This window comes from Undibacterium sp. Ren11W (assembly GCF_049340485.1).
Classification (GTDB): Bacteria; Pseudomonadota; Gammaproteobacteria; order Burkholderiales; family Burkholderiaceae_D; genus Undibacterium.
In genome coordinates this window covers 506,053-528,359 of the sequence record NZ_JBMPPB010000001.1, presented here as the reverse complement: position 1 = coordinate 528,359, position 22,307 = coordinate 506,053, and the positions used below count along the sequence as shown (strand labels likewise).

The 22,307-nt window shown below is 49.9% G+C and carries 21 protein-coding genes and 1 riboswitch; of the genes, 4 read left to right on the top strand and 17 right to left on the bottom strand.

Going from position 1 to position 22,307, the window contains the following annotated elements; all coding sequences use genetic code 11:
* Nucleotides 1-271 precede the first annotated feature (271 nt).
* The gene (locus ACO0K8_RS02425) at nt 272-766 is read left to right on the top strand and encodes a pilin (RefSeq protein WP_422945025.1); all 495 of its coding nucleotides are present in this window, start codon (nt 272-274) and stop codon (nt 764-766) included.
* Nucleotides 767-781: 15 nt separating this feature from the next.
* Here the strand turns inward: ACO0K8_RS02425 and ACO0K8_RS02420 are convergent, their stop codons facing one another.
* From ACO0K8_RS02420 to ACO0K8_RS02340, 17 genes are all read right to left on the bottom strand, one after another.
* Nucleotides 782-2,206: a cobyric acid synthase gene (locus ACO0K8_RS02420; RefSeq protein ID WP_422945843.1), complete on the bottom strand. Its 1,425-nt coding sequence runs from the start codon at nt 2,204-2,206 to the stop codon at nt 782-784.
* Between the two features lie 243 nt (nt 2,207-2,449).
* A complete protein-coding gene (locus ACO0K8_RS02415) occupies nt 2,450-3,271 on the bottom strand; it encodes an ABC transporter substrate-binding protein (RefSeq protein ID WP_422945024.1) in 822 nt (273 codons plus the stop codon).
* Nucleotides 3,268-4,206 carry a cobalamin-binding protein gene (locus tag ACO0K8_RS02410; RefSeq protein ID WP_422945023.1) on the bottom strand — a complete coding sequence of 313 codons (939 nt, stop codon included), beginning with the start codon at nt 4,204-4,206 and terminating at the stop codon, nt 3,268-3,270. The genes ACO0K8_RS02415 and ACO0K8_RS02410 overlap by 4 nt, the downstream gene beginning before the upstream one ends.
* Nucleotides 4,203-5,234 carry a threonine-phosphate decarboxylase CobD gene (gene cobD, locus ACO0K8_RS02405; protein ID WP_422945842.1) on the bottom strand — a complete coding sequence of 344 codons (1,032 nt, stop codon included), beginning with the start codon at nt 5,232-5,234 and terminating at the stop codon, nt 4,203-4,205. The genes ACO0K8_RS02410 and cobD overlap by 4 nt, the downstream gene beginning before the upstream one ends.
* A gap of 153 nt (nt 5,235-5,387) precedes the next feature.
* Nucleotides 5,388-6,332 carry an adenosylcobinamide-phosphate synthase CbiB gene (gene cbiB / locus ACO0K8_RS02400; protein WP_422945022.1) on the bottom strand — a complete coding sequence of 315 codons (945 nt, stop codon included), beginning with the start codon at nt 6,330-6,332 and terminating at the stop codon, nt 5,388-5,390.
* Complete coding sequence (cobU, locus tag ACO0K8_RS02395; RefSeq protein WP_422945021.1) at nt 6,333-6,884, bottom strand: bifunctional adenosylcobinamide kinase/adenosylcobinamide-phosphate guanylyltransferase; 552 nt, start codon at nt 6,882-6,884, stop codon at nt 6,333-6,335. It abuts the gene before it with no gap.
* A gap of 26 nt (nt 6,885-6,910) precedes the next feature.
* Complete coding sequence (locus tag ACO0K8_RS02390; RefSeq protein WP_422945020.1) at nt 6,911-8,209, bottom strand: cobyrinate a,c-diamide synthase; 1,299 nt, start codon at nt 8,207-8,209, stop codon at nt 6,911-6,913.
* The gene (cobO, locus tag ACO0K8_RS02385; RefSeq protein WP_422945841.1) at nt 8,203-8,772 is read right to left on the bottom strand and encodes a cob(I)yrinic acid a,c-diamide adenosyltransferase; all 570 of its coding nucleotides are present in this window, start codon (nt 8,770-8,772) and stop codon (nt 8,203-8,205) included. Before cobO ends, ACO0K8_RS02390 begins: the two co-directional genes overlap by 7 nt.
* Before the next feature lie 81 nt (nt 8,773-8,853).
* Nucleotides 8,854-9,651, bottom strand: a complete 798-nt coding sequence (locus tag ACO0K8_RS02380; RefSeq protein ID WP_422945019.1) for an ABC transporter ATP-binding protein — start codon at nt 9,649-9,651, stop codon at nt 8,854-8,856.
* On the bottom strand, nt 9,651-10,670 hold the full coding sequence (locus ACO0K8_RS02375; RefSeq protein WP_422945018.1) for a FecCD family ABC transporter permease: 1,020 nt from the start codon (nt 10,668-10,670) through the stop codon (nt 9,651-9,653). The genes ACO0K8_RS02380 and ACO0K8_RS02375 overlap by 1 nt, the downstream gene beginning before the upstream one ends.
* A gap of 141 nt (nt 10,671-10,811) precedes the next feature.
* Nucleotides 10,812-12,653, bottom strand: a complete 1,842-nt coding sequence (locus ACO0K8_RS02370) for a TonB-dependent receptor domain-containing protein (protein ID WP_422945017.1) — start codon at nt 12,651-12,653, stop codon at nt 10,812-10,814.
* 159 nt (nt 12,654-12,812) lie between these two features.
* Nucleotides 12,813-13,058: riboswitch (cobalamin riboswitch) on the bottom strand.
* Between the two features lie 74 nt (nt 13,059-13,132).
* Nucleotides 13,133-13,489, bottom strand: coding sequence for a PilZ domain-containing protein (locus ACO0K8_RS02365; RefSeq protein ID WP_422945016.1), 357 nt, complete (start codon nt 13,487-13,489; stop codon nt 13,133-13,135).
* A gap of 70 nt (nt 13,490-13,559) precedes the next feature.
* A complete protein-coding gene (locus ACO0K8_RS02360) occupies nt 13,560-14,117 on the bottom strand; it encodes a histidine phosphatase family protein (protein WP_422945015.1) in 558 nt (185 codons plus the stop codon).
* 4 nt (nt 14,118-14,121) lie between these two features.
* Nucleotides 14,122-14,895, bottom strand: coding sequence for an adenosylcobinamide-GDP ribazoletransferase (locus ACO0K8_RS02355; RefSeq protein WP_422945014.1), 774 nt, complete (start codon nt 14,893-14,895; stop codon nt 14,122-14,124).
* 4 nt (nt 14,896-14,899) lie between these two features.
* Entirely contained in the window at nt 14,900-15,958 is a 1,059-nt protein-coding gene (gene cobT / locus ACO0K8_RS02350; protein WP_422945013.1) for a nicotinate-nucleotide--dimethylbenzimidazole phosphoribosyltransferase, read from the bottom strand.
* A gap of 167 nt (nt 15,959-16,125) precedes the next feature.
* Nucleotides 16,126-16,938: a LytR/AlgR family response regulator transcription factor gene (locus tag ACO0K8_RS02345; RefSeq protein WP_422945012.1), complete on the bottom strand. Its 813-nt coding sequence runs from the start codon at nt 16,936-16,938 to the stop codon at nt 16,126-16,128.
* On the bottom strand, nt 16,935-17,972 hold the full coding sequence (locus tag ACO0K8_RS02340) for a sensor histidine kinase (protein WP_422945011.1): 1,038 nt from the start codon (nt 17,970-17,972) through the stop codon (nt 16,935-16,937). The genes ACO0K8_RS02345 and ACO0K8_RS02340 overlap by 4 nt, the downstream gene beginning before the upstream one ends.
* 94 nt (nt 17,973-18,066) lie before the next feature.
* Here ACO0K8_RS02340 and argH point away from each other — a divergent pair, with 94 nt between their 5' ends.
* The 3 genes from argH (at nt 18,067) to ACO0K8_RS02325 (ending at nt 22,040) form a co-directional block, all read left to right on the top strand.
* The gene (argH, locus tag ACO0K8_RS02335) at nt 18,067-19,467 is read left to right on the top strand and encodes an argininosuccinate lyase (RefSeq protein ID WP_422945010.1); all 1,401 of its coding nucleotides are present in this window, start codon (nt 18,067-18,069) and stop codon (nt 19,465-19,467) included.
* 302 nt (nt 19,468-19,769) lie between these two features.
* The gene (locus ACO0K8_RS02330) at nt 19,770-20,354 is read left to right on the top strand and encodes a TRAP transporter small permease subunit (RefSeq protein ID WP_422945009.1); all 585 of its coding nucleotides are present in this window, start codon (nt 19,770-19,772) and stop codon (nt 20,352-20,354) included.
* An 18-nt stretch (nt 20,355-20,372) separates the two neighbouring features.
* Nucleotides 20,373-22,040 (top strand): TRAP transporter large permease, encoded by a 1,668-nt coding sequence (locus ACO0K8_RS02325; RefSeq protein ID WP_422945008.1) that lies wholly within the window; start codon nt 20,373-20,375, stop codon nt 22,038-22,040.
* Nucleotides 22,041-22,307: the final 267 nt, after the last annotated feature.

Sequence of the window (22,307 nt, the reverse complement as noted above, 5' to 3'; positions counted from 1 at the left end):
ATTTGCAGTTTATTGGTAATGCGGCTAATTTAAGGATTGCGGCATCAACTCATCAGCAGTGATGAAAATTGCAGAAATCAGCTAGTGTAAACCTGATCGGTGTTTTTTTGATATTTTATATCGAGCACTTACAAATTCTTGCAATTTTCTTACGTAAATTAAATTAGGCGCAGCCCGGCATGCCCATATTCGAGCCTAGAACTCAGCAAGAAAGTCTGGTTGCCATCAGAAAATTCCTCTATAGTGAGGGAAATTTTTTATCTCTTATCCAATGAAAAAACAGCAGGCATTTACCCTCATAGAAATGATGGCCGTGGTGGCGATCATCGCAATTTTAGCCGCCATCTCGGTCCCATCTTATCTCTTTAAGATCACTAGAGAACAAATTGAAGTGGGCATCAGCTTGGCTGATCTGGTTAAAAAACCAGTCGCCGCGAGTTGGTTAGCCGGTCAGAATTTCCCCGTCGATAATGCGGCAGCTGGCTTACCAGCCGCGGATAAAATCGTAAATAACTATGTGAACTCGATCACACTGGAGAATGGCGCGATACACATCAGCTTTGGCAATCGCGCTACTGGCCCGCTCAAAGGAAAAATACTCAGTTTGCGACCTGCCATCGTCGAGGATGCGGTGATCGTCCCGGTTACCTGGGTCTGTGCCGGTGCCGAAGCGCCCGACAAAATGACGCTCAAGGGCGTAGACAAAACCACCGTAAAACTAGAGCATTTACCTGCGGCCTGTCGCAGTCAAAACAAAAAATCATAAGAAATACCAGCCCACTTAGAGTGCTTGCAAGGCCGCCAGCAAAGGGGCGCAGGCATTCGCCACTCTATCTAAACTTTGCTCGCGCAAGCTGGCCAAATCGACTCTTTGTTCACTGCTGAGGCCGGCCCATTCCAGCAAGGCAGCACAGGCATCAGGATGATCGAATAAGCCATGTAGATATGAACCTAATATCAAATCGTCCGGCGAGCGCGTCCCTTCTTCTTGGCCATCGATCATAAAGGCGGGCAAGGTGTCGCTGCTGGCATAGGTCAGCCCCATGTGGATCTCATAGCCCTCTACCCTGGCATCGCGTTTAGCACCGAAGGCACATAGACCGCTCACTTGCTGCAGGCGTTTTTCTGTCGTTAGTTCAGTAGTAATGTCGAGTAGCGCCAGCCCATCGGAATCACCCGGCGCGCCCTCGACACCGTGCGGATCGCTGATAATCTGCCCCAGCATTTGATAGCCGCCACAAATCCCTAACACTTTACCGCCGTAGCGCAAATGTTTTTCCAGCACCGCTTGCCAGCCTTGTTGCAACAAAAACTCCAAGTCATCACGGGTGTTTTTACTACCTGGCAGGATGATTAAATCGGCAGCAGGGATCGCCATGCCGGGCCCGATAAATTGCAGATCGACATCCGGATGAAAACGCAGGGCGTCAAAATCGGTGTGATTCGAAATCCTTGGTATTGCCGGCACGATCACCTTAAATTTTCCGCTACTGGTTTGGCTGGGCTGAATTGCGTCTTCCGCGTCTAACATCAGACCATGCAGGTAGGGCAGCACTGCCAGCACTGGCTTACCGGTCTTTTGCTGCAGCCACTCTAAGCCAGGCTCAAGCAAACTGATATCGCCGCGAAAGCGATTGATGACAAAGCCGACGATGCGATTTTGCTCGGACTCAGACAGGCAAGCCAGAGTGCCGATAAAGTGGGCAAACACACCGCCTCTATCGATGTCTGCCACCAAGATGACCGGACAATCGACGGCTTCGGCAAAGCCCATATTCGCGATATCGCGCTCGCGCAAATTGACTTCAGCCGGGCTACCCGCACCTTCAACGATGATGGCATCGTATTGCTGCTGCAAACGTTGATAAGACTCCAGCACTGCCTGCATCGCGATGCTTTTGTATTGGTCGTAATCGCGCGCATCCATATCGGCTCTTACCTTGCCGTGGATGATCACCTGGGCACCGGTATCGGATGAAGGCTTGAGTAGCACCGGATTCATATCGGTGTGTGCGGCTAAACCGGCTGCCAGCGCCTGCAAGGCCTGAGCGCGGCCGATCTCGCCACCATCGGCCGTTACCGCACTATTTAAGGCCATGTTCTGCGGCTTCATAGGCACCACCTTGACACCCTCGCGATACAGTAAGCGACACAGCGCCGCCACCACCGTGGTCTTGCCTGCGTCTGAGGTCGTGCCCTGCACCATCAAGGTGGATATTTTCATGATCGTTGTATTTCTATAGGTCGTAAATTAAATTCAAGTGAGCTAAACAGCGCCATGGCAGGTGAGGCCAAAGGCGACACTAAAGCCTGCATTACGCCGCCTAAGGCCGCCCTGAACCCGTCGCTGCGAAATCGGAGATATATAGATACCCCCTACTAGTATTTTTTATAAGCGCACATAAAATATGCGCAATCATGCCTATTCATACCTATTTTTAGGGGAGTATCAGGTATTTAGCAATTGCCAATCAGCGATAATCTGCTGCAACTGTGGCAAACCATGGGTGATCGCCGAAGGACCAGGCGACAAAATATCGGCCGACTTAATCTCAAACACCTGTCCCTGCTGCAACGCAGGTATCTCCTGCCATCCGGGCCGATCGGCCAATTTTTCTGGCCGAAATTTTTTACCGCACCAGGAAGCGATAATAATATCCGGAGAACGTGCCACCACCTCGCCAGAGTCGGCGATGATACGATCCCTGGCGCTGTGATGTTGCGCCAAATCGGCGAAGGCGTCCTGGCCACCAGCAATCGTGATCAACTCTGAGACCCAGCCTATGCAACTCATCATCGGGCTATCCCACTCTTCAAAATACACGATGGGGCGTCGCGTCCATAGCGCGGCTCGCAGTTGTGCTTGCCCGATGATCTGCCGTAAATCTGCAATCAAAGCCGCGCCTTGCTCTGGCTTGGAAACCAAGTTGGCGAGCACCGCAATCATGTGCAAGATACCATCAATATTGTGTTGATTAAAGGCGTGCACTTCTACACCGGCGCTAATCAAATCACGGCTAATTTCAGATTGCATATTTGAATAGCTAATCACTAGATCAGGCTTGACGGCAAAGATACGCTCCAACTTAGCGCTAGAAAAACCGCTGATCTTCGGCTTCTCACTGCGCGCCCGCGCCGGTCTGGTGGTGTAGCCAGAAATGCCGGCGATTAAGTCTTCGGCCCCCAAGGCATATAAGACCTCGACCGATTCGGTACTCAGACAGGCTATGCGTTGATACAGACTGGCATTAAGTTGCTTGACCTGGTTCATTTTTCGCCCACTTTCCTGTTGCTCATCGAGTCTATCGTCCGCTTATTTCTTGCCGCCTCCATCGCCAAGCAAACCGCTTTGGCTCCTTGTATGATGCGGGGTCCGGCACGATTGAGTTGATCGCCATCAAGCGCCAGCAGATTATGATTTTTGACTGCCAGCAAGTTGCTGTAATCCTTCCATTGCAGGATTCCACTCTGAGCTTGATTCTTACTATCGCCACTGATGATCAACTCTGGATTTTCCTTCAACACCGCCTCTGTGCTGACGCTAGGGGCGTCGGCCGCCAGTCGGCCAAAAATATTCTCGCCACCACAAGTACGTATCACGTCGCTGACAATATTTTTATCGTTGAGGGTAAAGATGGGCTTACCCCAGACCTGATAAAAAGTACGTACCGTGGACTTAGTTTGATAACGGCTGCTCAATTGTGCCAATTCCTGACGAAACTCCTGCGCCGCTGTCCCTGCTATTTTCTCGGTTCCCAATAATGTGCCCAGCTTGATCAAAGTTTCTGGAATATTCTCCAGCGTATGCGGCTCGCTAAAAAAATACGGAATGCCAGACTGGCGTAAAGGCTCCAACTGACGCTCGAACGCGCCATGCATCCAAACCACCAAAAGATCGGGTTTCATGGCGATGATGCGTTCTATATCAAGTTGACGATTATCCCCTAGCCTGGGAATAGCTTTAGCAGCGGCCGGATAATCACTGTAATTCACGGTGCCGACTATCTTATCGCCAGCACCAGCGGCGAAGATCAACTCGGTCACATGGGGCGACAAGCTGATAATGCGCTTAGCAGGCGCTTGCAGAGTGATGATATTGCCAGCATCGTCGGTAACGATGATGGCCGCCAGCGCAAAATTAGGGAACAAGCAGAATAACCATAAACAAGCCAACAGCGTCGATCTTTTTTTTAGTACTGCACTCATGTAGTCTCTCTCGTCTTGGTTGACCACGCTTGCAACGCCAGGCTTAACCGCAGCCATTCGGCCTGATTGGCTGGCAAGCCGAAACGCAAACCGCGTGCAGCCTGTAAAAACAAGCGCACCCAAATCCCCCGCTGCGCCAGATGCAAGAATAAATCTTCAGTTTGTCCTTGTAAGCTAGCATCGCTACACCAAAGGAAAAGGTCTGTGCCCTGCGAGGTAAAACCATGCTCCAGTAATAACTGGCGCATGCGTTCCGCTTGCTCTTGTAAATAGCCGCGGGTATCGCGCTGCCACGCGCTATCGGTGAGAGCGGCATAGGCAATTTCCTGGGCTGGTCCGCTCACACTCCACGGGCCCAGCATATTTTCTAACTGTTCCAGCAAGACCGGCTCAGCGCCAACAAAGCCCAAACGTAAGCCTGCTAGCCCGAAAAATTTACCCACCGAACGCAGTACGATCAAGCCTTTCTGCCCGCTGGCAGCAGCCACGCTCAGATCGGGCGCGCTGTCGCAAAAAGCCTCATCGACGATTAACCACCCGCCACGCAGTGCCAATTGCGTGGCCCAGCTTAGTAAGGTAGCCGCCGGTATCGTGGCGCCGGTAGGATTATTCGGATTACACAGCACCAGCACATCAACCGCCCCGGCAGTGACTGCCGCGCTTAAATCAGGATAAATGAGCTCAGTAAGCTGATGCCCTTGCGAGCGCCATTGATAAGCATGTTCGGCGTAAGACGGCGCTGAGACGATTACCCGCGCCACACCGGTTTGCTGCAAGCGCAAGCGCGGCAAGGCCTGAATCGCGGCCTGACTACCGGCTACCGCCAGCATCGAAGGCGCGCCATAAAATTCTTGCGCTGCATCACATAATTGAGGCATCTGCTGCGGCAAGCGATGCCAGGCGTTAGCAGTCAAGGCGGGAACAGGATAAAAACGCGGATTAATACCGGTCGATAGATCCACCCAGTCAGCGAGCGGACGAGCAAAACCTTGCGCTGCCTCACGTAAATTACCACCATGCTCCAACATTGCTGACTCCCAGTCTTGTTTATCTAATTCAGGACTTACGCGAAACGGCTCCAGTGCCATCGTTTCCGCCTTGCCGTAACAATTTTGCGTAAGTTCTATTATTTTTATCTTGTCTTTAATTTGTTGGTTCGAGCACAGAATCGAGCACAAAATTTAGTTTGTACCAAAAAACCAGGCAAATAGCAGCAAGCAAGCTACCCACAACGAGGTGCTACGCAAAACCAGGCTCCAGGCCGCTTGTATGTCAGCGGTACTGGCCACCCGCCCGCGCCCTAGCGGGGCGCGCTGCTCAGGCACCCCATCGTAAGTCGCCAGACCACCCAAGGCCAAACCCAAAGCACCAGCACCACTCGCCATTACCGGGCCAGCATTCGGGCTCGGCCAGGCGCCAGCCTGCTGCTGCCAGCACTGCAGTGCCAGCCGGGTATCGCCCATCACTGCATACGAAACTGCGGTCAGCCTGGCGGGTATCCAGTTCAAGACGTCGTCAACGCGTGCCGCTACACAACCAAAGCGCAATAAGCGCGGCGTCTTATAACCCCACATTGCATCTAGGGTATTTGATAAACGGTACAGCACAGCGCCGGCACCGCCCGCCACCACGAACCAAAACAGCGTGCCAAATACCGCATCACAACCATTTTCCAATAACGACTCGACACTGGCTTTGGCTAGATCTTCTTCGTTGGCAGCACTGGTATCACGGCTCACAATATATGAAGTAAGGCGTCTGGCAGTATCCAGATCGCCATTTTGCAAGGCCAAGCGTATCGGCGCTGTGTGTTCATACAGGCTGCGCAAGCCCAGGCAAAGATACAGCAAGAAAGCATGTAGCAAAGGCGCTAGCCAAAGACTATGGCGGGCACTCCACCACAAGATTATTTGAGTTGCCAGCACTAGAGGAAGCACAACCAGCGACCATGCCACGCCACCTGTAAAGCGTCCGGCAGAGTCGCGATTCCAACGCGCCTCCAAGGCGTTAGCGAGCTTACCGAAGCCGACCAGCGGGTGCCAGCGTGGAGTTTCCCCTAACAATAGATCCAAAGCTAGGCCAAGCACCAGACAGGCCACCAAAATACTCACAGTCAGCAGCAACATTTAGCCGCCCTTCAAATGCAGGGGCAGACCAGCCGCCACCCACGTCACTTGCTCACAACGGGCAGCGATCGCCTGGTTTAAACGCCCCGCCTCATCGACGAACCAACGCGAAACAGCTCCTTGCGGAACAATCCCCATGCCGACCTCATTCGAGACCATGACTATCTCCCCCGGCAGGTCCTGCAAAACCTGTAGTAAGGCGGTGCGCTGCAGCGCAAATTGTTCAGGCGCTATGATATTGCCGATCTCTGGATACTCATGCGTTTCTGAAAACAGCAGATTAGTTAGCCACAAGGTCAGGCAATCGAGCAAAATCAGGTTATCCGCGCTACTCACTTGCGCGATGCTTTGTGCCAGATTGATGGGGCATTCCAGGGTCTGCCATTGAGCTGGGCGGCGCGTCTGATGGTGCGCAATGCGCGTCTGCATCTCGGCGTCACCCGCCTGCGCCGTTGCCAGATACACGACAGGCTTACCTGAGCCGATTGCCAATTGCTCGGCATAGGCGCTCTTGCCTGAGCGTGCGCCACCAAAAATAAGAGTACGCTTCATGACTTGGTTTTCATCATTTCAGAGTGTCAGCGCTTTAAAAATAACTGCGCTGTAGCGGCAGGATTGGACGAAAAGTAGGCATGGAAATACGAGGCTTGCAGATTACCATCCAGATAGATTGCTTCTCCGACTTCGCTATTCCAGTGTTTTACCGTATTTGCAACCGGTACTAAATCCGTCTCAAAACGCGAGTAATGAAAAGTATGGCCGCGCAACTCGCCTTGCTCAGTCGCCAGCGCCTGTGCACCCAGCGCCGCCAACTGTTGTTGCATCACGATCTGCCCCTGCATCAGTCCTAACATTGGCCAGCTCTGCCCCTGTTGATCCGTCAACAAATCGCTCAGCACCATCATGCCACCGCATTCGGCCACGATAGGCATGCCTGCCGCGTGCGCGGCACGCATGGAGTTCTGCCAATGCCTAGCAGCCACTAGCGTTGCCGCATGTAACTCTGGATAACCGCCCGGTAGATACAGCGCATCGGCTTGCAGCGGAATCGATTGATCCGCCAGAGGTGAAAAAAATACCAGCTCAGCACCCAACTGACGCAAGCAATCGAGATTGGCCGGATAGATAAAAGCGAAGGCCGCATCTTGCGCAATCGCGATGGTTTTTCCCTGCAACAAATGCGGCGTTTCCGGTAGGTCGGGCAAGCTAAACTCTGTCAGTGGCAGTTGATCCCAAGCCTGCTTATCGATCTCTAGCTGATCGGCCAACTGCTCCAATATCGTCTCCAGTTGCACTACTTCCTGCGGCAACACCAGACCCAGATGCCGCTCAGGCAAAGCCCGCTCTTGACGCCGCAGACTGCCAAACAAAGCAATATCGCGCATCGCTGCTGCTACCATCTTGGCGTGTCCTTCAGACGCAACACGATTGGCAATCACTCCCGCCAAATTGACCGGTCCAAAATCCCGCAAACCCAGCGCCAAGGCACCTACAGTCTGCGCCATGGCCGAGGCATCCAACACCGCCAGCACCGGCACGCCGAAAGCGCGCGCCAGATCAGCCGAAGACGGATTGCCGTCATACAAGCCCATCACACCTTCAATCAGTATCACATCGACTTCGGCCGCCGCTTGTGCCAGCATGGCTTGCGAAGCGGCTAACCCGACCATCCATAAATCTAGCGACTGTACTGGCGCGCCACTGGCACGTGCCAGTATCATGGGATCGATAAAATCCGGGCCTGTTTTAAAAATACGTACGCTTTGCCCCATCTTAATGAGCTTACGAGCTAAAGCGGCCGTAGTCGTGGTCTTACCCTGTCCCGACGCGATGGCTGAAATTAGTACTACTTTTGCCGATGAGGTTTTCACTACCATTCTATGCCTGCCTGCGCCACAATCCCGTCCTGAAAGGCATGCTTGACTACCTGCATTTCGGTTACCGTATCGGCCACCGCTATCAATTCTGGCGGCGCACCACGGCCCGTGACGATCACATGCTGCGTCTCCGGTCTGCCATCAAGATCGGAAATCACTTGCTGCACATCGAGATAATTATATTTCAGCGCGATATTGAGTTCATCGAGTAACACCATGCCGATTTCAGGATCACTTAAAAAGCGCTTCGCCTGTTCCCAAGCCGCTTGCGCTTTCTCTATATCACGCTCGCGGTTTTGCGTATTCCAGGTATAGCCTTCGCCCATCGCATGGAACTCGACCTCATCCGGGAAACGCCGTAAAAATACCTCTTCACCGGTGGACATTGCCCCCTTGATAAACTGCACGACACCGACCTTCATACCATGTCCCATGGCACGCATCACCATACCGAAACCGCTAGAACTTTTGCCCTTGCCATTGCCGCAGTTAATCACCAGCACGCCAGTCTCGCGTTGCGCTGCTTCTATTTTTTGATCCATCAATTCTTTTTTGCGCAGCATGCGGCGATGGTGACGGGTATTGATGTTCTCGATATCTGGGGTATTTTCTGGGATATTCACGCGTTGCCTGTAAAAAAAAGTTTATTCGTAGCTTGAATCTTTTGGGAGAAAAAGTGTCTGATGGGCGTGTTCGAAGCGTTCTATAGGATGCCCCAGGCATAGGCTTAAATTTGCCTCCGTCATGACATCATCCCTCGATCCCGCCAACCAAAGACCATCACCCATCAGCAGCAAGGCATGAGTAGAAATCCTGTGCGCCAGATTCAGATCGTGACTCACCATCACCACTGCCTTATTGGCATCACGACACAGGCGTGCGAATAGCTGCATCACGCTGACCTGATGCGCCAGATCGAGTGCATTGGCCGGTTCATCGAGCAACATTAGCTGTGCATCTTGCGCCAGCAAAGCGGCAATCGCAACGCGCTGACGTTCACCACCAGACAGGCTACGGACATCACGTTGCGCTAAATCGGCCACATCAAGTTCACGTAGCGCTTCCTTAGCAATCGCCATATCTTCGGCCGATTCCCAATAATGTGCATCATGGTAAGGATGGCGCGCACTGAGTACGGTTTCTATTGCACGATAGGCAAATGCGTCGACCCGTCCTTGCGCTAAGTAGGCACGCTGTTTTGCTAAATCAGCCAAGGACCAACTCGCCAGGGGTTTACCCTGCACCTGCAATTGCCCCGTTTCTAGCGCACGCATCCCGGCAAGACTACGCAATAGCGTGCTCTTGCCGGCACCGTTGCGGCCAATCACACACCAACACTGTCCAGGCTCGACTTGCCAATTCAGATCAAGCAATAAGACGCGGCCAGAGACACTTAGACCTAAGGCACGCGCTTGCAATAACGGAGCGGATAGCGACGACATCAGCGACTCCTCAGCTGATGCAGTTGGAATAAAAATACAGGGACCCCGATCAGGGCGGTAATCACGCCCACCGGTAATTGTTGAGGTGCGATGACAGTACGCGCCAATGCATCCGTCAAGACGATAAAACTACCACTTGCCAAAGCCGCCGCCGGTATCAAGACTCGATGATCAGCACCCCAAGCGAAGCGACAGGCATGTGGAATAATCAAGCCGACAAAACCTATACTACCGGCGCTACTAACGGCGCTGGCGGTAAGCAGTGCCGCGCAAAAAAACAAGGCTTTGCGTAAACGGCCAATATTAATTCCGAGACTGCTGGCGTTATCTGCATGCATGGCAGCGACATTAATCGCGCGCGCACTGCGGATAGCGAACCAGGCCACCCCAACTAAAATGATCCAGGGAAGATAACGTGACTCGGTATTCGATAAATCACCTATCATCCAAAACACCATGCCACGCAAACGGCTGTCTGGCGCAATAGACAGAAGCAAGCTGACCATTGCGCTACAGCCAGCAGCCACGATCACGCCGGTCAAGAGTAGTAAGGGTGCGCTGCCCTCAGAGCTACCGCTGCCGCGAAAATCTCTATATGCCAAAGCAAATAACAACACTGCAACTGCAATGGCACCGGCAAAAGCCGCCAGATCGACCATCCAGGCAGCGCAAAAAAACAGTATTGCAAATAAGGCACCGACCGAAGCGCCACCAGAGATGCCAAGGACAAAAGGATCAGCCAGAGGGTTGCGTAGCAATGCCTGCATCATCACCCCCGCCAAACCCAAGGTAGCACCAGTGACAAAACCTGAGAGAGCACGCCCTAATCGCAAATCCAACACGGTAGTGGCCAAACTGGACGACTGCCCCTGGAACAACTCAAATAGCGCATGAAAAAGTTCAGGAAACGACAGCGTAACTGAGCCTATGGAGCAAGCCAGCAAGACACTAAAAATGGCGCAACTACCCAGGCCCAGAAATATCAGCTTGGCACGGCGTGCAGGATTTGGTTCAGACATGAAATCTCAAAATCAACGCTTCCAAAATATAATAATCATCAACACATAGACCACGGAAACTAGCAAAAGCTTGAAACCATATTGGAAACTGCGCCTCACTTTTACTGAAAAAACAGCGAGGCACAGTTGCTAGCTTAAAAATTATTTAAAGCCGTAACTCACACCAACATAGATATTCGAAGCGGCCGTTGCATAGTTTTTGGCAGTCTCGTAGTCCTTATTTAAGGCGTTATTAAAGCGTGCTAGAACGGTCCAGTTCGCAGCGACGTCATACGTTGCGTACAGATTAAGTAGCCCATATCCTGGCAGCAGCTTTTTATTTGCAACGTCATCGTAACGTTCGCCCGAGAATATTCCTTCGGCACCGAATTTTAGTTTTTCTATGCTGTACTCTGCCGCCAAAGTGCCGTGCTGCTTAGCACGCCGTGCCAGACGTTTGCCTGTGGTATCGTCCACCGGATCTTGTATATCCAAAGATGCACGCAAGTTTATGCTACCCAAGTTGACGTTCGCACCAATTGTTAAACCAGACATGGTGGCTTTATCGACGTTGTAAGCACAGCCATATTTATGTGTCGCTTGCAAAATCGGACAAACATTTGTGCTCACTAATAAGTCTGTCGCTTTATTTTGGTAATAGACCGCGCTAAATTCATAGGTATTATCATCAAAATAGACGCCGAGCTCGGCATTTTTTGCGGTTTCAGGTTTATTCGTTTCTATCCCGTAACTTGGGTAATACAATTCGTTATACGTTGGCGCACGAAAACTAGTGCCATAACTAGCGTTCAAACGCAGAGCCTCTGTCAGGCGATAGCCATACGCTACGCTGCCGGTAGAGTGAGAGCCGTATTGTGAGCTGACGTCATTGCGCAGACTGGCGCTAGCCAGGTGCGCATCGCGTTTCAAAACATACGACGCCGCATATGAATTAGTGCTGCGACTACGATTCAGAGCCAAAGTCGTGCCATCGACATCTTCAACGCGTCGCTCGACGATCAGTTGCAAGACATCTTTACCGATGTTGATATCATTTTGCCAGTTGATACTGGTTTGGGTCGTGTCAATCTGGCTTTTGCCGTATGACGCATCTGTGTAGCCTTTATCAGCGGTTTTTGCCAACTGCAATCCACTTAACCAATTACTGCTTAATTTGGCCCTACCGAACAGCGCGACAGTCTCCAACTTTTGTTCGCTCCTATCATCGTAACCTGGTCCGGAATCAAACTGAGAGTCAAGGCGGCTTTGTAAAAAATTCAAACCTAAATCAAAACCCTTACTTACTTCAAGACCTAACCTGCCACTAACACTATCGAGAGTGTAGCCATCTTTATCGGCGTTATAGCTATATGGACCTGCCGCTGGCTTGGTGGCAGAGAACCCTTCTGAAGTTTCATGGCCAGCATTCAAAGCAAAGCTAAAATTACTTTCAGTTGCGCCAGAAATACCTGCTTCCACTCTACGCAAGCCATAACTACCTACACCCACGGAAGCAGTAGGCGCGATTGCACGACTACCCTTTTTCGTAAATATCTGCACCACACCGCTCATTGCATCGGCACCATACAAACTAGACAGAGGACCGTAAACAACTTCTATGCGCTCTATTTGCGACAAAGGGATGGTTGACCAGCTCGCACCACCAGAGGTGGCTGAACCTATGCGTACGCCATCGATAAATACCGCATTTTGCGAATTCGAGCCGCCGCGCATGAACACCGAAGCAGTAGTACCTGGCCCACCGTTACGGCCAATTTCTATACCACGCTGTTTTTGCAATAAATCGACTACAGAAATCGCACCAGATTTAGCGATTTCTTCGGCGTTAATAACAAGGTTATCAGCCAACACGTCTTTTGCGACTTGGGCTTGGCGCCCCGCTGTAACGACGACATTTTGGGTAGGCTCTGCAAACACAGAGAAAGTAGGAAAGGCAGCGGCCACAGCAAAGCTGATGGCTAGCGGTTTAAATACTGAAGTCATGATCAATTCGAAAAAAGGCAAGCAGCCGACGTCCCCGCAGGCTGCGTGAATACAAAGTGTTCAACGGGATGATCGCTAGCAGATGAATCGACTCTATTGTGTCAATCCAAGCCAATTTAGGTCTCTAAAAATAAACAGAAACCGAACATCGCCGTTCGTCGCACTTCACTTATTCTGGCCGGTATCCGGGCTGACGAGCTTGACCATCTGACCTTCCCATGCACTTTGCACAGTGGTAACGAAGGATGGCTTGCCACGTTTTGATTCAAAACTTCTGAAAATCTTCGTGGCGCTTGTACACCGTTGCGGGGGCAGCACACTGAATGCACAGAATACTTGCATCGTGTTTCCCGTTTAACCGCAGACATGATTATGTCCGCGAGCACCAAAACTGCGCCATTTTAATGGCTGAGACTGGACTCGGCAAGGTCTATCGAAATTTACCGCAAATAATTTGAAATATTTGAGCTAGATTAATTTCAACTCAATTGTTCATATTTACTGACCAGTGATAGCCATGCTTCAAATAGACAACGATGCAAGTCAGACAATTCTGTAAATTTCAAATTGATGTGATAGTACTCGCCACTGAGCCGAGAATTCAAGACGCGCATTTTGCAATGCACTTGATATGTCTGATCTGAAGTTTGATCGATATGCGGGACGTTCAATAGTAAACGATATTCCTTGTTGGTTTCAACGCTAGCGGGGCAATAAATCAACACTCCACCTTTAGAAATATTGATGACCTTAGCGGCAACAATATTATCTTCACCTAATTTAATCACGGCACGCCAAACCACATTGGTTCTAGGATTTTTTCTAAGCTCTATCATAATCATCGCCTCCCAAGATTTCTATTGAGTGAGAAATTGTTTTTTTATATAAATCGCGCTTGCTTGAACACTAACACAATTTAATTTGCACTTGAACACAATCACCAAAATCAAGGTTTTTTCTTTTCATTGCGACAGCATTAGCCAAATCCTCGGCAGACATGCCGAATTGATAGGCAAGGATCATGCTTAATGGTCCGCCATGAGTAACCAACACGGTCTCAGTTCCCTCCAGTTCGCGACACATCGGCAAGCTCGTCAAAAAATCCAGCACACGTTTCGCCATCATAAGAACCGATTCACCGCCAAATGGCACGTAGCCAACCACGTCAAGCACCCAGGCATCGATTTCTGCACGCGCGATATTTTCCCAAGAACGCATTTCCCATGCGCCAAAATTCTTTTCCATCAACCGAGCGTCAATTACAGGCGCATGATGCAACATACGCGCCAAAACATGGCAACGCTGTAAGGGACTGGAAATCACGCTCAGATTTACTGGCAGTAGCATGCGCAATTCATCCGCGATTTGTGTGCAATGCACATGATTGGCGGGGATATCGCTTTGTCCGTAACAAATATCAGGCGCTATATCTAGCTTAGGATGCCGTATCAGATGCAGTAACATAGATTCAGATCCAACGCGGCATGGCCAACAAGCCGAGATAAAACGCGACTTCAGATAGTTGCTGCACTGCCCCCAGACAATCGCCGGTGTAGCCGCCTATACGACGCACAAACAAGGCTGACAACCAGTAACTGGCGACCAGCAGCCCAAATAATCCCATCAAAAAAGCCAACAAAGGCAGCAACTGAAACGCCAACATCGCCATCAGCGGAACAATCACGCTAAGAGTCGCAATCAGAAATTCGCCACCAGACATATGTTGAGCTAAGGGCTTAGCCTTTCCTTCCAGCCGAGCATATTCCAGGCACCATATCAAACTGCACGAAGCCAGGCGTGATAAAGGATGTGCCATCAGCAAGGCCGGTACCACATACGTTGCGGGTAAACTACTGAGCAAACTTATTTTAAAGATCAGCATCAGACATACGCCTATCGCACCATAGGCACCGACTCGAGAATCTTTCATAATGTCTAGCACGCGCTCCGGCGTCATGCCTCCGCCAAACCCATCACAGACATCGGCAAATCCATCCTCGTGAAAGGCACCGGTCAACCAAATACTAGCAACGGTAGACATTACCACGGCCACCAGAGGTGTCCAGAGTAGTATCGCCCCGCTATACACTGCCGCGCTAACGCCCGCCACAACCCATCCAACCGCCGGAAAATAACGAGAGGCTTGATGTAGCCACGCGGAATCAAATCCCACCCAAGCAGGTATAGGAATGCGCGTAAAGAATTGCATCGCAATAAAAAACAGTCGCAATTGCTGTTTCATAAATTCAATCAGCAACTTGGTTTTTTTCGCTGACCTGAGCCGAACCAAAGGTCGCCATCTGATTCAGAAAATTCACCGCAGCCTGCAATAAGGGATACGCCAATGCCGCCCCCGTTCCCTCACCCAGCCGTAAATCTAAAGCCAGCAAAGGCTTAGCATCCAAAGCAGACAGCATCCTGGCATGTCCACTCTCATCGGAGCTGTGCGCAAAGACGCAATAATCAAGTATTGCAGGCTGCAAACGCGCCGCCACCAATAAGGCACTTGTCACGATAAAACCATCAATCAGCAATACCATGCGACGCTCAGCGGCAGCCAGCATAGCCCCCACCATCATGGCGATTTCAAAACCACCAAAGCACGCCAGCACATCCAAAGGCTCGCTCACATCAGCGTGCAGCAACATCGCTGCTTCGATCACACGTTGTTTATGCAAGACCCCTGCATGACTCAAACCAGTGCCTGCGCCGACGCAATCGGAGACCGGAATACCGGTCAGCTTATGCATTAAGGCAGCCGCAGCAGTTGTATTGCCTATTCCCATTTCGCCAAAGCCGACTACGTTGCCAACCATGGCCTTCACTAACTGCACACCATGTTGCAGAGCGGTCTGACATTGCTCCGCACTCATTGCGCGCTCTTGTGCAAAATTACGTGTGCCACCAGCGATTTTGCGGTTTAGCAAATTCTCGCGCACCCCAAAATCATGCTTGACGCCAGCATCGACGATCTGCAATTGAATGCCGTTTTGCCTCGCAAAAACATTGATTGCGGCACCTTGTGTTAAAAAATTCTCCACCATTTGCCAAGTCACATCCTGAGGAAATGCCGATATTCCTTCAGCGACGACACCATGATCAGCGGCAAACACAATGATGCTGGGCGCATCCAATGCTGGAGCGCTGCTCTGTTGTATCAAGCCCACTTGGTGCGCTAGTTCCTCTAGCCTGCCCAAGCTACCTAAAGGCTTAGTTTTATTGTTAATGTAGCCATGTAGTAGCTCAGACAAGGCTGGATTGTTAGTGCCTGAAATAACAGGCAAGAGCACAGATAAAGACGTCATGAATTAAGCGCAATCAAAGAAGCAAAATTGAAAGTCGCTAGTGTAGTGCCTCAAGCACACATCACCAATACGCCGTTCACGAAATGATGAAGAAAACCGAAGCATATCCCCGCAAACCAACAAGCGGGTATGGGACCGGGCTGCAAACTGTGTTGATCTTTGCATTCTCAACGTACTAAGGCCTTAATCACCGGCCATTGCCGTCTTGAAATCGGTAAACGTTCATCACAATCACGCAAGATAACTTGCCATGATTCAGTCAATTTCTCGTGGTCATGCTCGGGATCATTACTGTGAGGCGCGCGTTCAACGCCGACAATGGCAAGTCGTGAAACGAGAGCATTTCTATGCACCCGCACCAAGCTGATCACCATTTCTTCTTCAATGGAAGTTAAAGATTCTTCGAGTAAATAGCTGCGCGCCTTCGTGTGCAAGGTGACATACTTTTGCTCCGCCTTTAAAAACAAGACATCTGCCACAGGAACTAGCAGAATGCGATTTCTCTCCAATACCGAGAAGCACTGGCGGGCAGTTGGCAATTTAGGAAGGATAACCGGGGCCATCTCTGACTTAAGCTCGACAGGAGACGATCCAGCAATGCGTAAGCGCACTATACGCAAAATCGCTTCCGCCAGTCGACTTGCCCTTACTGGCTTAAGTAAATAATCCATGGCATGCACTTCAAAGGCTTTCAGTGCATATTCGTCGTAAGCGGTGATGAAGATCACTGCCGGTTGCTGAGTTTGAGAGTTACGCGCCAAATGCTGGGCCAATTCCAGACCATTCATGCCAGGCATTTGCACGTCTAATAAAATAATATCAGGACGTCCCACTGCGATACTATCTAAGGCCGCTTGCGCATTCGCCGCCTCACCAATCAGAACGCAGGGACACTCTGTCTGAATATCCGACAACAGCATTGCCAATCGCTGTCTCGCCGGAGCCTCATCATCAACTATCAGTATTTTTGGTAAATTCATTTATTTGCTGGAAATTGCAGTTTAACTTCAAAATTATTCCCTATAGGGCCGTAGCTCAAGTCCGCTTCGATATCATAGAGTAGTACCAGTCGCTGCCGGATATTCTCCAGCGCCATGTGATTACCCTGCGACAGTCTGGCATCCGCATGTAGCGGATTGCTGACCGAGATTTCTATTTTATTTAGATTGCGGCGTATCGCTACCAGAATTAAAGATGCCTTAGTTGATGGCTCCACCCCATAATGCACTGCATTTTCTAACAAGGGCTGCAACAAAAGCGCCGCAATTTTTATTTCACTAAGTTCTAGGTCATTCAGATTTTCAGTATGCCAACTGATCTGCAGACGCTCGCCCAAACGCAGTTTTTCTATCGATAAATATTGTTCACACAGATGAATCTCATCCTGCAGCGTCGTCATGTCGCGCGTGTCGCGCATCAGCACTCGAAACAGATCAGCCAAATCTTCCAGCACGGTTTCGGCACGACGTGGGTCAGTGCGTATCAAAGAAAGTACTGCGTTGAGGCTATTAAACAAGAAATGTGGCCGTATCCGGGCCTGTAGCGCCTGCAATTTGGCTTCCCCCAACGCGGGCGAAAAGGCACGGTTGCGTAGTTCAAAATAATGTTGCAGACCGATCCCATAGATAAAACACAGCAAGGTTGCATACGAGGTGTGCAGTCTAGGAAAACTAAATGTAAACCAATCCATGTTTTCCAAATACATTAGTACTAACAAACAAATTCCCGATGGCGCGCATCCAGCGATTGCACGCTGAGCCCATGCTGGTACCGCTCTACTGGCAAGGCGTTCGCGCAAGAAACACAGGCTTAACAACGATGACAGACAAATTAACTCGACCAACATCGAGGTCTCAATAAACTCCTGGGTACTGATGAACCAGCCCTGACCACGCCCCAATAGGGCAATAAAAACAGAGGCATTGACTATAAACAACACACGAAAAAGTATGCCCAGATTGCAATAATCGGGCAATATTAGATGGCTACTACGGGTGTTTGCTACCTTATTCATCGTGATAGAGCGTGAAGCTTGTTGCTGGCACACGGTATAATCGGGAAATACAGTTTAGGCAGCATCACTATTTCCATAAAATTCATAAACCACTATGACATCACAATTCTCAAAAAAAAGCGAGGCATGGTCTGCCCGTTTCAACGAACCTGTTTCCGATTTAGTCAAACGTTACACTGCCTCAGTCTTCTTCGATAAGCGCCTGGCGCTGTTTGATATACAGGGATCATTGGCGCACGCAGAGATGTTAGTGGCGCAAAATATCATCACCGACCAAGATCATGCCGACATCCAACGTGGCATGCAGCAAATTTTGTCCGAAATTGAAAGTGGACAGTTTGTTTGGCTGCTTGATCTGGAAGACGTGCATCTGAATATTGAAAAACGCCTGACGGAGTTAGTCGGTGATGCTGGAAAACGTCTGCATACTGGGCGTTCACGCAATGATCAGGTCGCCACCGATATTCGTCTGTATGTCCGTTCCTCCATCGATACTATTGTCGGTCTTTTAGGTGATTTTCGTAGCGCCCTGCTCGATTTGGCTGAACAACACGCGGCCACCATCATGCCTGGCTTTACCCATATGCAGGTAGCGCAACCTATCACTTTCGGTCACCATGTTTTGGCCTATGTGGAGATGTTTGCGCGCGATACAGAACGTATGCTTGATTGCCGCAAACGCGTCAATCGCCTGCCACTTGGCGCAGCAGCCTTAGCGGGAACCACCTTCCCTATCGACCGTCTGCGTGTGGCAAAAACTTTGGGCTTCGACGATGTTTGCCACAATTCACTTGATGCAGTCTCAGACCGAGATTTCGCGATAGAATTTTGTGCTGCGGCGGCTTTGATCATGACCCATATTTCACGCATGTCGGAAGAATTGGTAATCTGGATGAGTCCTCGGGTCGGGTTTATCGATATCGCGGATCGCTTCTGCACTGGCTCGTCCATCATGCCGCAAAAGAAAAACCCCGATGTACCTGAACTGGCACGCGGAAAAACTGGGCGCGTGAATGGCCACTTGATCGCTTTGTTGACATTAATGAAGGGCCAGCCTCTGGCCTACAACAAAGACAACCAGGAAGACAAAGAACCACTATTTGACACCGTTGACACGATCGTCGACACCTTACGGATTTTCGCCGATATGGCTGGTGGCATTACGGTAAAGCCAGAAGCAATGCGCGCTGCAGCCTTACAAGGTTATGCGACAGCAACAGATCTAGCTGATTATCTGGTTAAAAAAGGTTTGCCATTTCGTGATGCGCATGAAGCGGTTGCACTGGCAGTGCGCACGTGCGTCGATAAAGGCTGCGACCTGAGCGACATGCATTTAGACGAGTTGCGAAAATTTTCAAACTTGGTGCAAGAAGACGTGTTTGCGGTGTTAACGTTAGAAGGATCTGTTGCTGCCCGCAACCATGTAGGCGGCACCGCGCCAGAACAAGTCAAACTGGCGATCGCCAGAGCACGTCAACAACTAGCATCGGTATAAGTAAGCATCAAAGCCTGACAATTTAAATTTTTTTTACGTGCAAAAAAATATTGGGACATCGCTATGGTTGAGATGATGTCCCGATATTTTCACACACACCTTTCTTCCAGGTACAGTATTTCTACCTTTTTATCTAAGTAGAAATACTGGGATTGTCTCTTTCCATCAAAATCCCTTCCCACCGTCTGCTTTCACGACTTGTCCTAGCGACAAATTGTTTTATACTTGCCTCGTTCTGAAAAAAATAAATCCTCAGGCTTTTGCTGATGGATACAAAGAAGTTTTACACTAGGAGACAAGCAATGAAATTTCTCATCTCGATGTCGAGATCCATCGACACGCTCAATGAAAAGATAGGCCACGCGGTGAGTTGGGCGCTATTGGCGGCAGTCCTTATATGTACCGGCAATGCCTTAGTGCGTTATGTGTTCAACACCAGTTCCAACGGCTGGCTAGAGATTCAGTGGTATCTGTTTTCAGCCGTTTTCCTGCTCGGCACCTCCTACACCTTACGTAGAAACGAACATGTACGGATAGACGTCATCTCCGGTCGCTTTTCAAAGCGTACCCAAGTCTGGATGGATATTTTCGGTTTCAGTTTTTTTCTATTACCGATGGCGGGTCTAATACTCTACTTCGCTATTCCTTTCGCATGGATCTCAATACAAAGTCAGGAAATGTCTAGCAACGCGGGCGGCTTGATCGTCTGGCCTGCTAAATTATTGATACCTATCGGTTTCTTGATGCTGAGCTTACAAGGGATATCGGAATTAATTAAACGCATAGGCTTTCTGCAAGGACTGGTTGAGGCAAGTGAATTTGAAAAACACGCAGCCACACCAGAAGAAGAAATTGAAGCGATTAAAACCGCAAATAATTTAAAATAAACCGGCGGAGACAATTAAATGACGGCTTTTATCATCGCAAACATGGCTCCCATCATGTTTGCCACACTAGTATTGTTTTTACTCTCAGGCTTCCCGGTTGCATTCGCACTCGCGGCTAACGGATTGTTTTTCGGTTTCTTAGGCATAGAATTTGGTTTGCTTAAACCGGAGTTATTGCAGGCACTACCCAACCGAATTTTCGGCATTATGTCGAACGATACTTTATTGGCGATCCCCTTCTTTACCTTCATGGGTTTAATACTGGAACGATCCGGTATGGCCGAGGATTTACTCGACACCATAGGTCAACTGTTTGGCCCATTGCGTGGCGGTGTCGCCTACGCGGTTATTTTTGTCGGGGCCCTACTGGCCGCGACTACCGGCGTGGTAGCAGCTTCAGTGATCTCAATGGGCTTGATCTCTCTGCCCGTAATGCTACGTTATGGCTACGATAAAAAAGTAGCATCGGGCGTGATTGCCGCCTCTGGCACTTTGGCACAAATTATTCCACCATCCCTGGTACTCATCGTCATGGCAGATCAATTAGGCCGTTCGGTGGGAGACATGTATCAAGCCGCTTTTATTCCAGGCTTGGTACTAACCGCCATGTATGCTGGCTATATTTTACTCATCTCCATCATCAAACCGACCTGGGTACCCGCCTTACCACCAGAAGCACGTAATCTACGTCAAAACAATGGCGATAGCGGTGCTGTATCTTTATTGATCTTGCTAGTACTTAGCATAGGTGCCAGCGTGAGTTACTCCAAGTACTACGCTGCGGGTCATCCGGATGTCGCAACGGACGAATTAGTCATTTACTCTGCCAGTATAGGGATAGCATTTGCCTTTGTACTTGCGATACTCAACCGCCAGTTCAAAATAGGATTATTGTCACGCATGGCCGAAAAAGTGGTGTTTGTCTTGATTCCGCCGCTGGCACTTATTTTCTTAGTTTTAGGTACCATCTTTATCGGCATCGCCACTCCAACCGAAGGTGGCGGCATGGGTGCTTTCGGTGCGATGGTGCTGGCAATGATGAATCGCCGCCTATCTTGGGATCTCACCAAGCAAGCCATGAACTCGACTTCCCGCCTATCCTGCTTTGTAGTCTTTATTCTGATTGGCTCCACAGTATTCTCTCTGGTTTTCCGCGCGGTCAATGGAGATTTGTGGGTAGAACATTTACTGACCTCACTGCCTGGCGGCAATGTAGGCTTTCTGATCGTAGTCAACATCATGTTCTTTGTTCTTGCCTTCTTCCTGGACTTTTTTGAACTGGCATTCATCCTGGTGCCCTTAGTCGGACCGGTAGCAGAGAAAATGGGAATAGATTTGATATGGTTTGGCGTTTTACTTGGAGTGAACATGCAAACCTCCTTCATGCACCCTCCGTTTGGCTTTGCACTTTTCTACTTGCGCTCAGTCGCACCTAAAGAGGTCAAGACCAGCGATATTTATTGGGGTGCCATCCCTTTTGTGGCGGCCCAAATCATTATGGTCAGTCTGATCATCGCCTTCCCTAGCATAGTCTCAGTGGAGAAAAAGACGAATATGAAAGAGGAAGTGCAACTGAATCTTACGATGCCAACCGAAGATGCCAGCCCGGTCAATCTACCGGAAGGCGCAAATCAAGCTCCCGAAGGCAAAGAGGAGGATCCTCCCGCGCCAAAGTTCACGCAATAATCTAACTCAAGTAAAAAACCGCTACGGCGGTTTTTTTTACTTAACACTGCTCACCAACACCAATTACTCTTTATCTCTGCCATCTAGTCAGAGAGCAAAATATGAGCAACATTTATTCTGACACTCCCTAGTATCACTGTGCGCTAAACACCAAATTGAACGACGCACATTAACAGCACGTGACACTCCAAAGTTTCGAAAACATGAGTGCAAGCAGTCCATAACATCCTGTTTAGCAATAAAAAAACCGCACAAATGTGCGGTTTT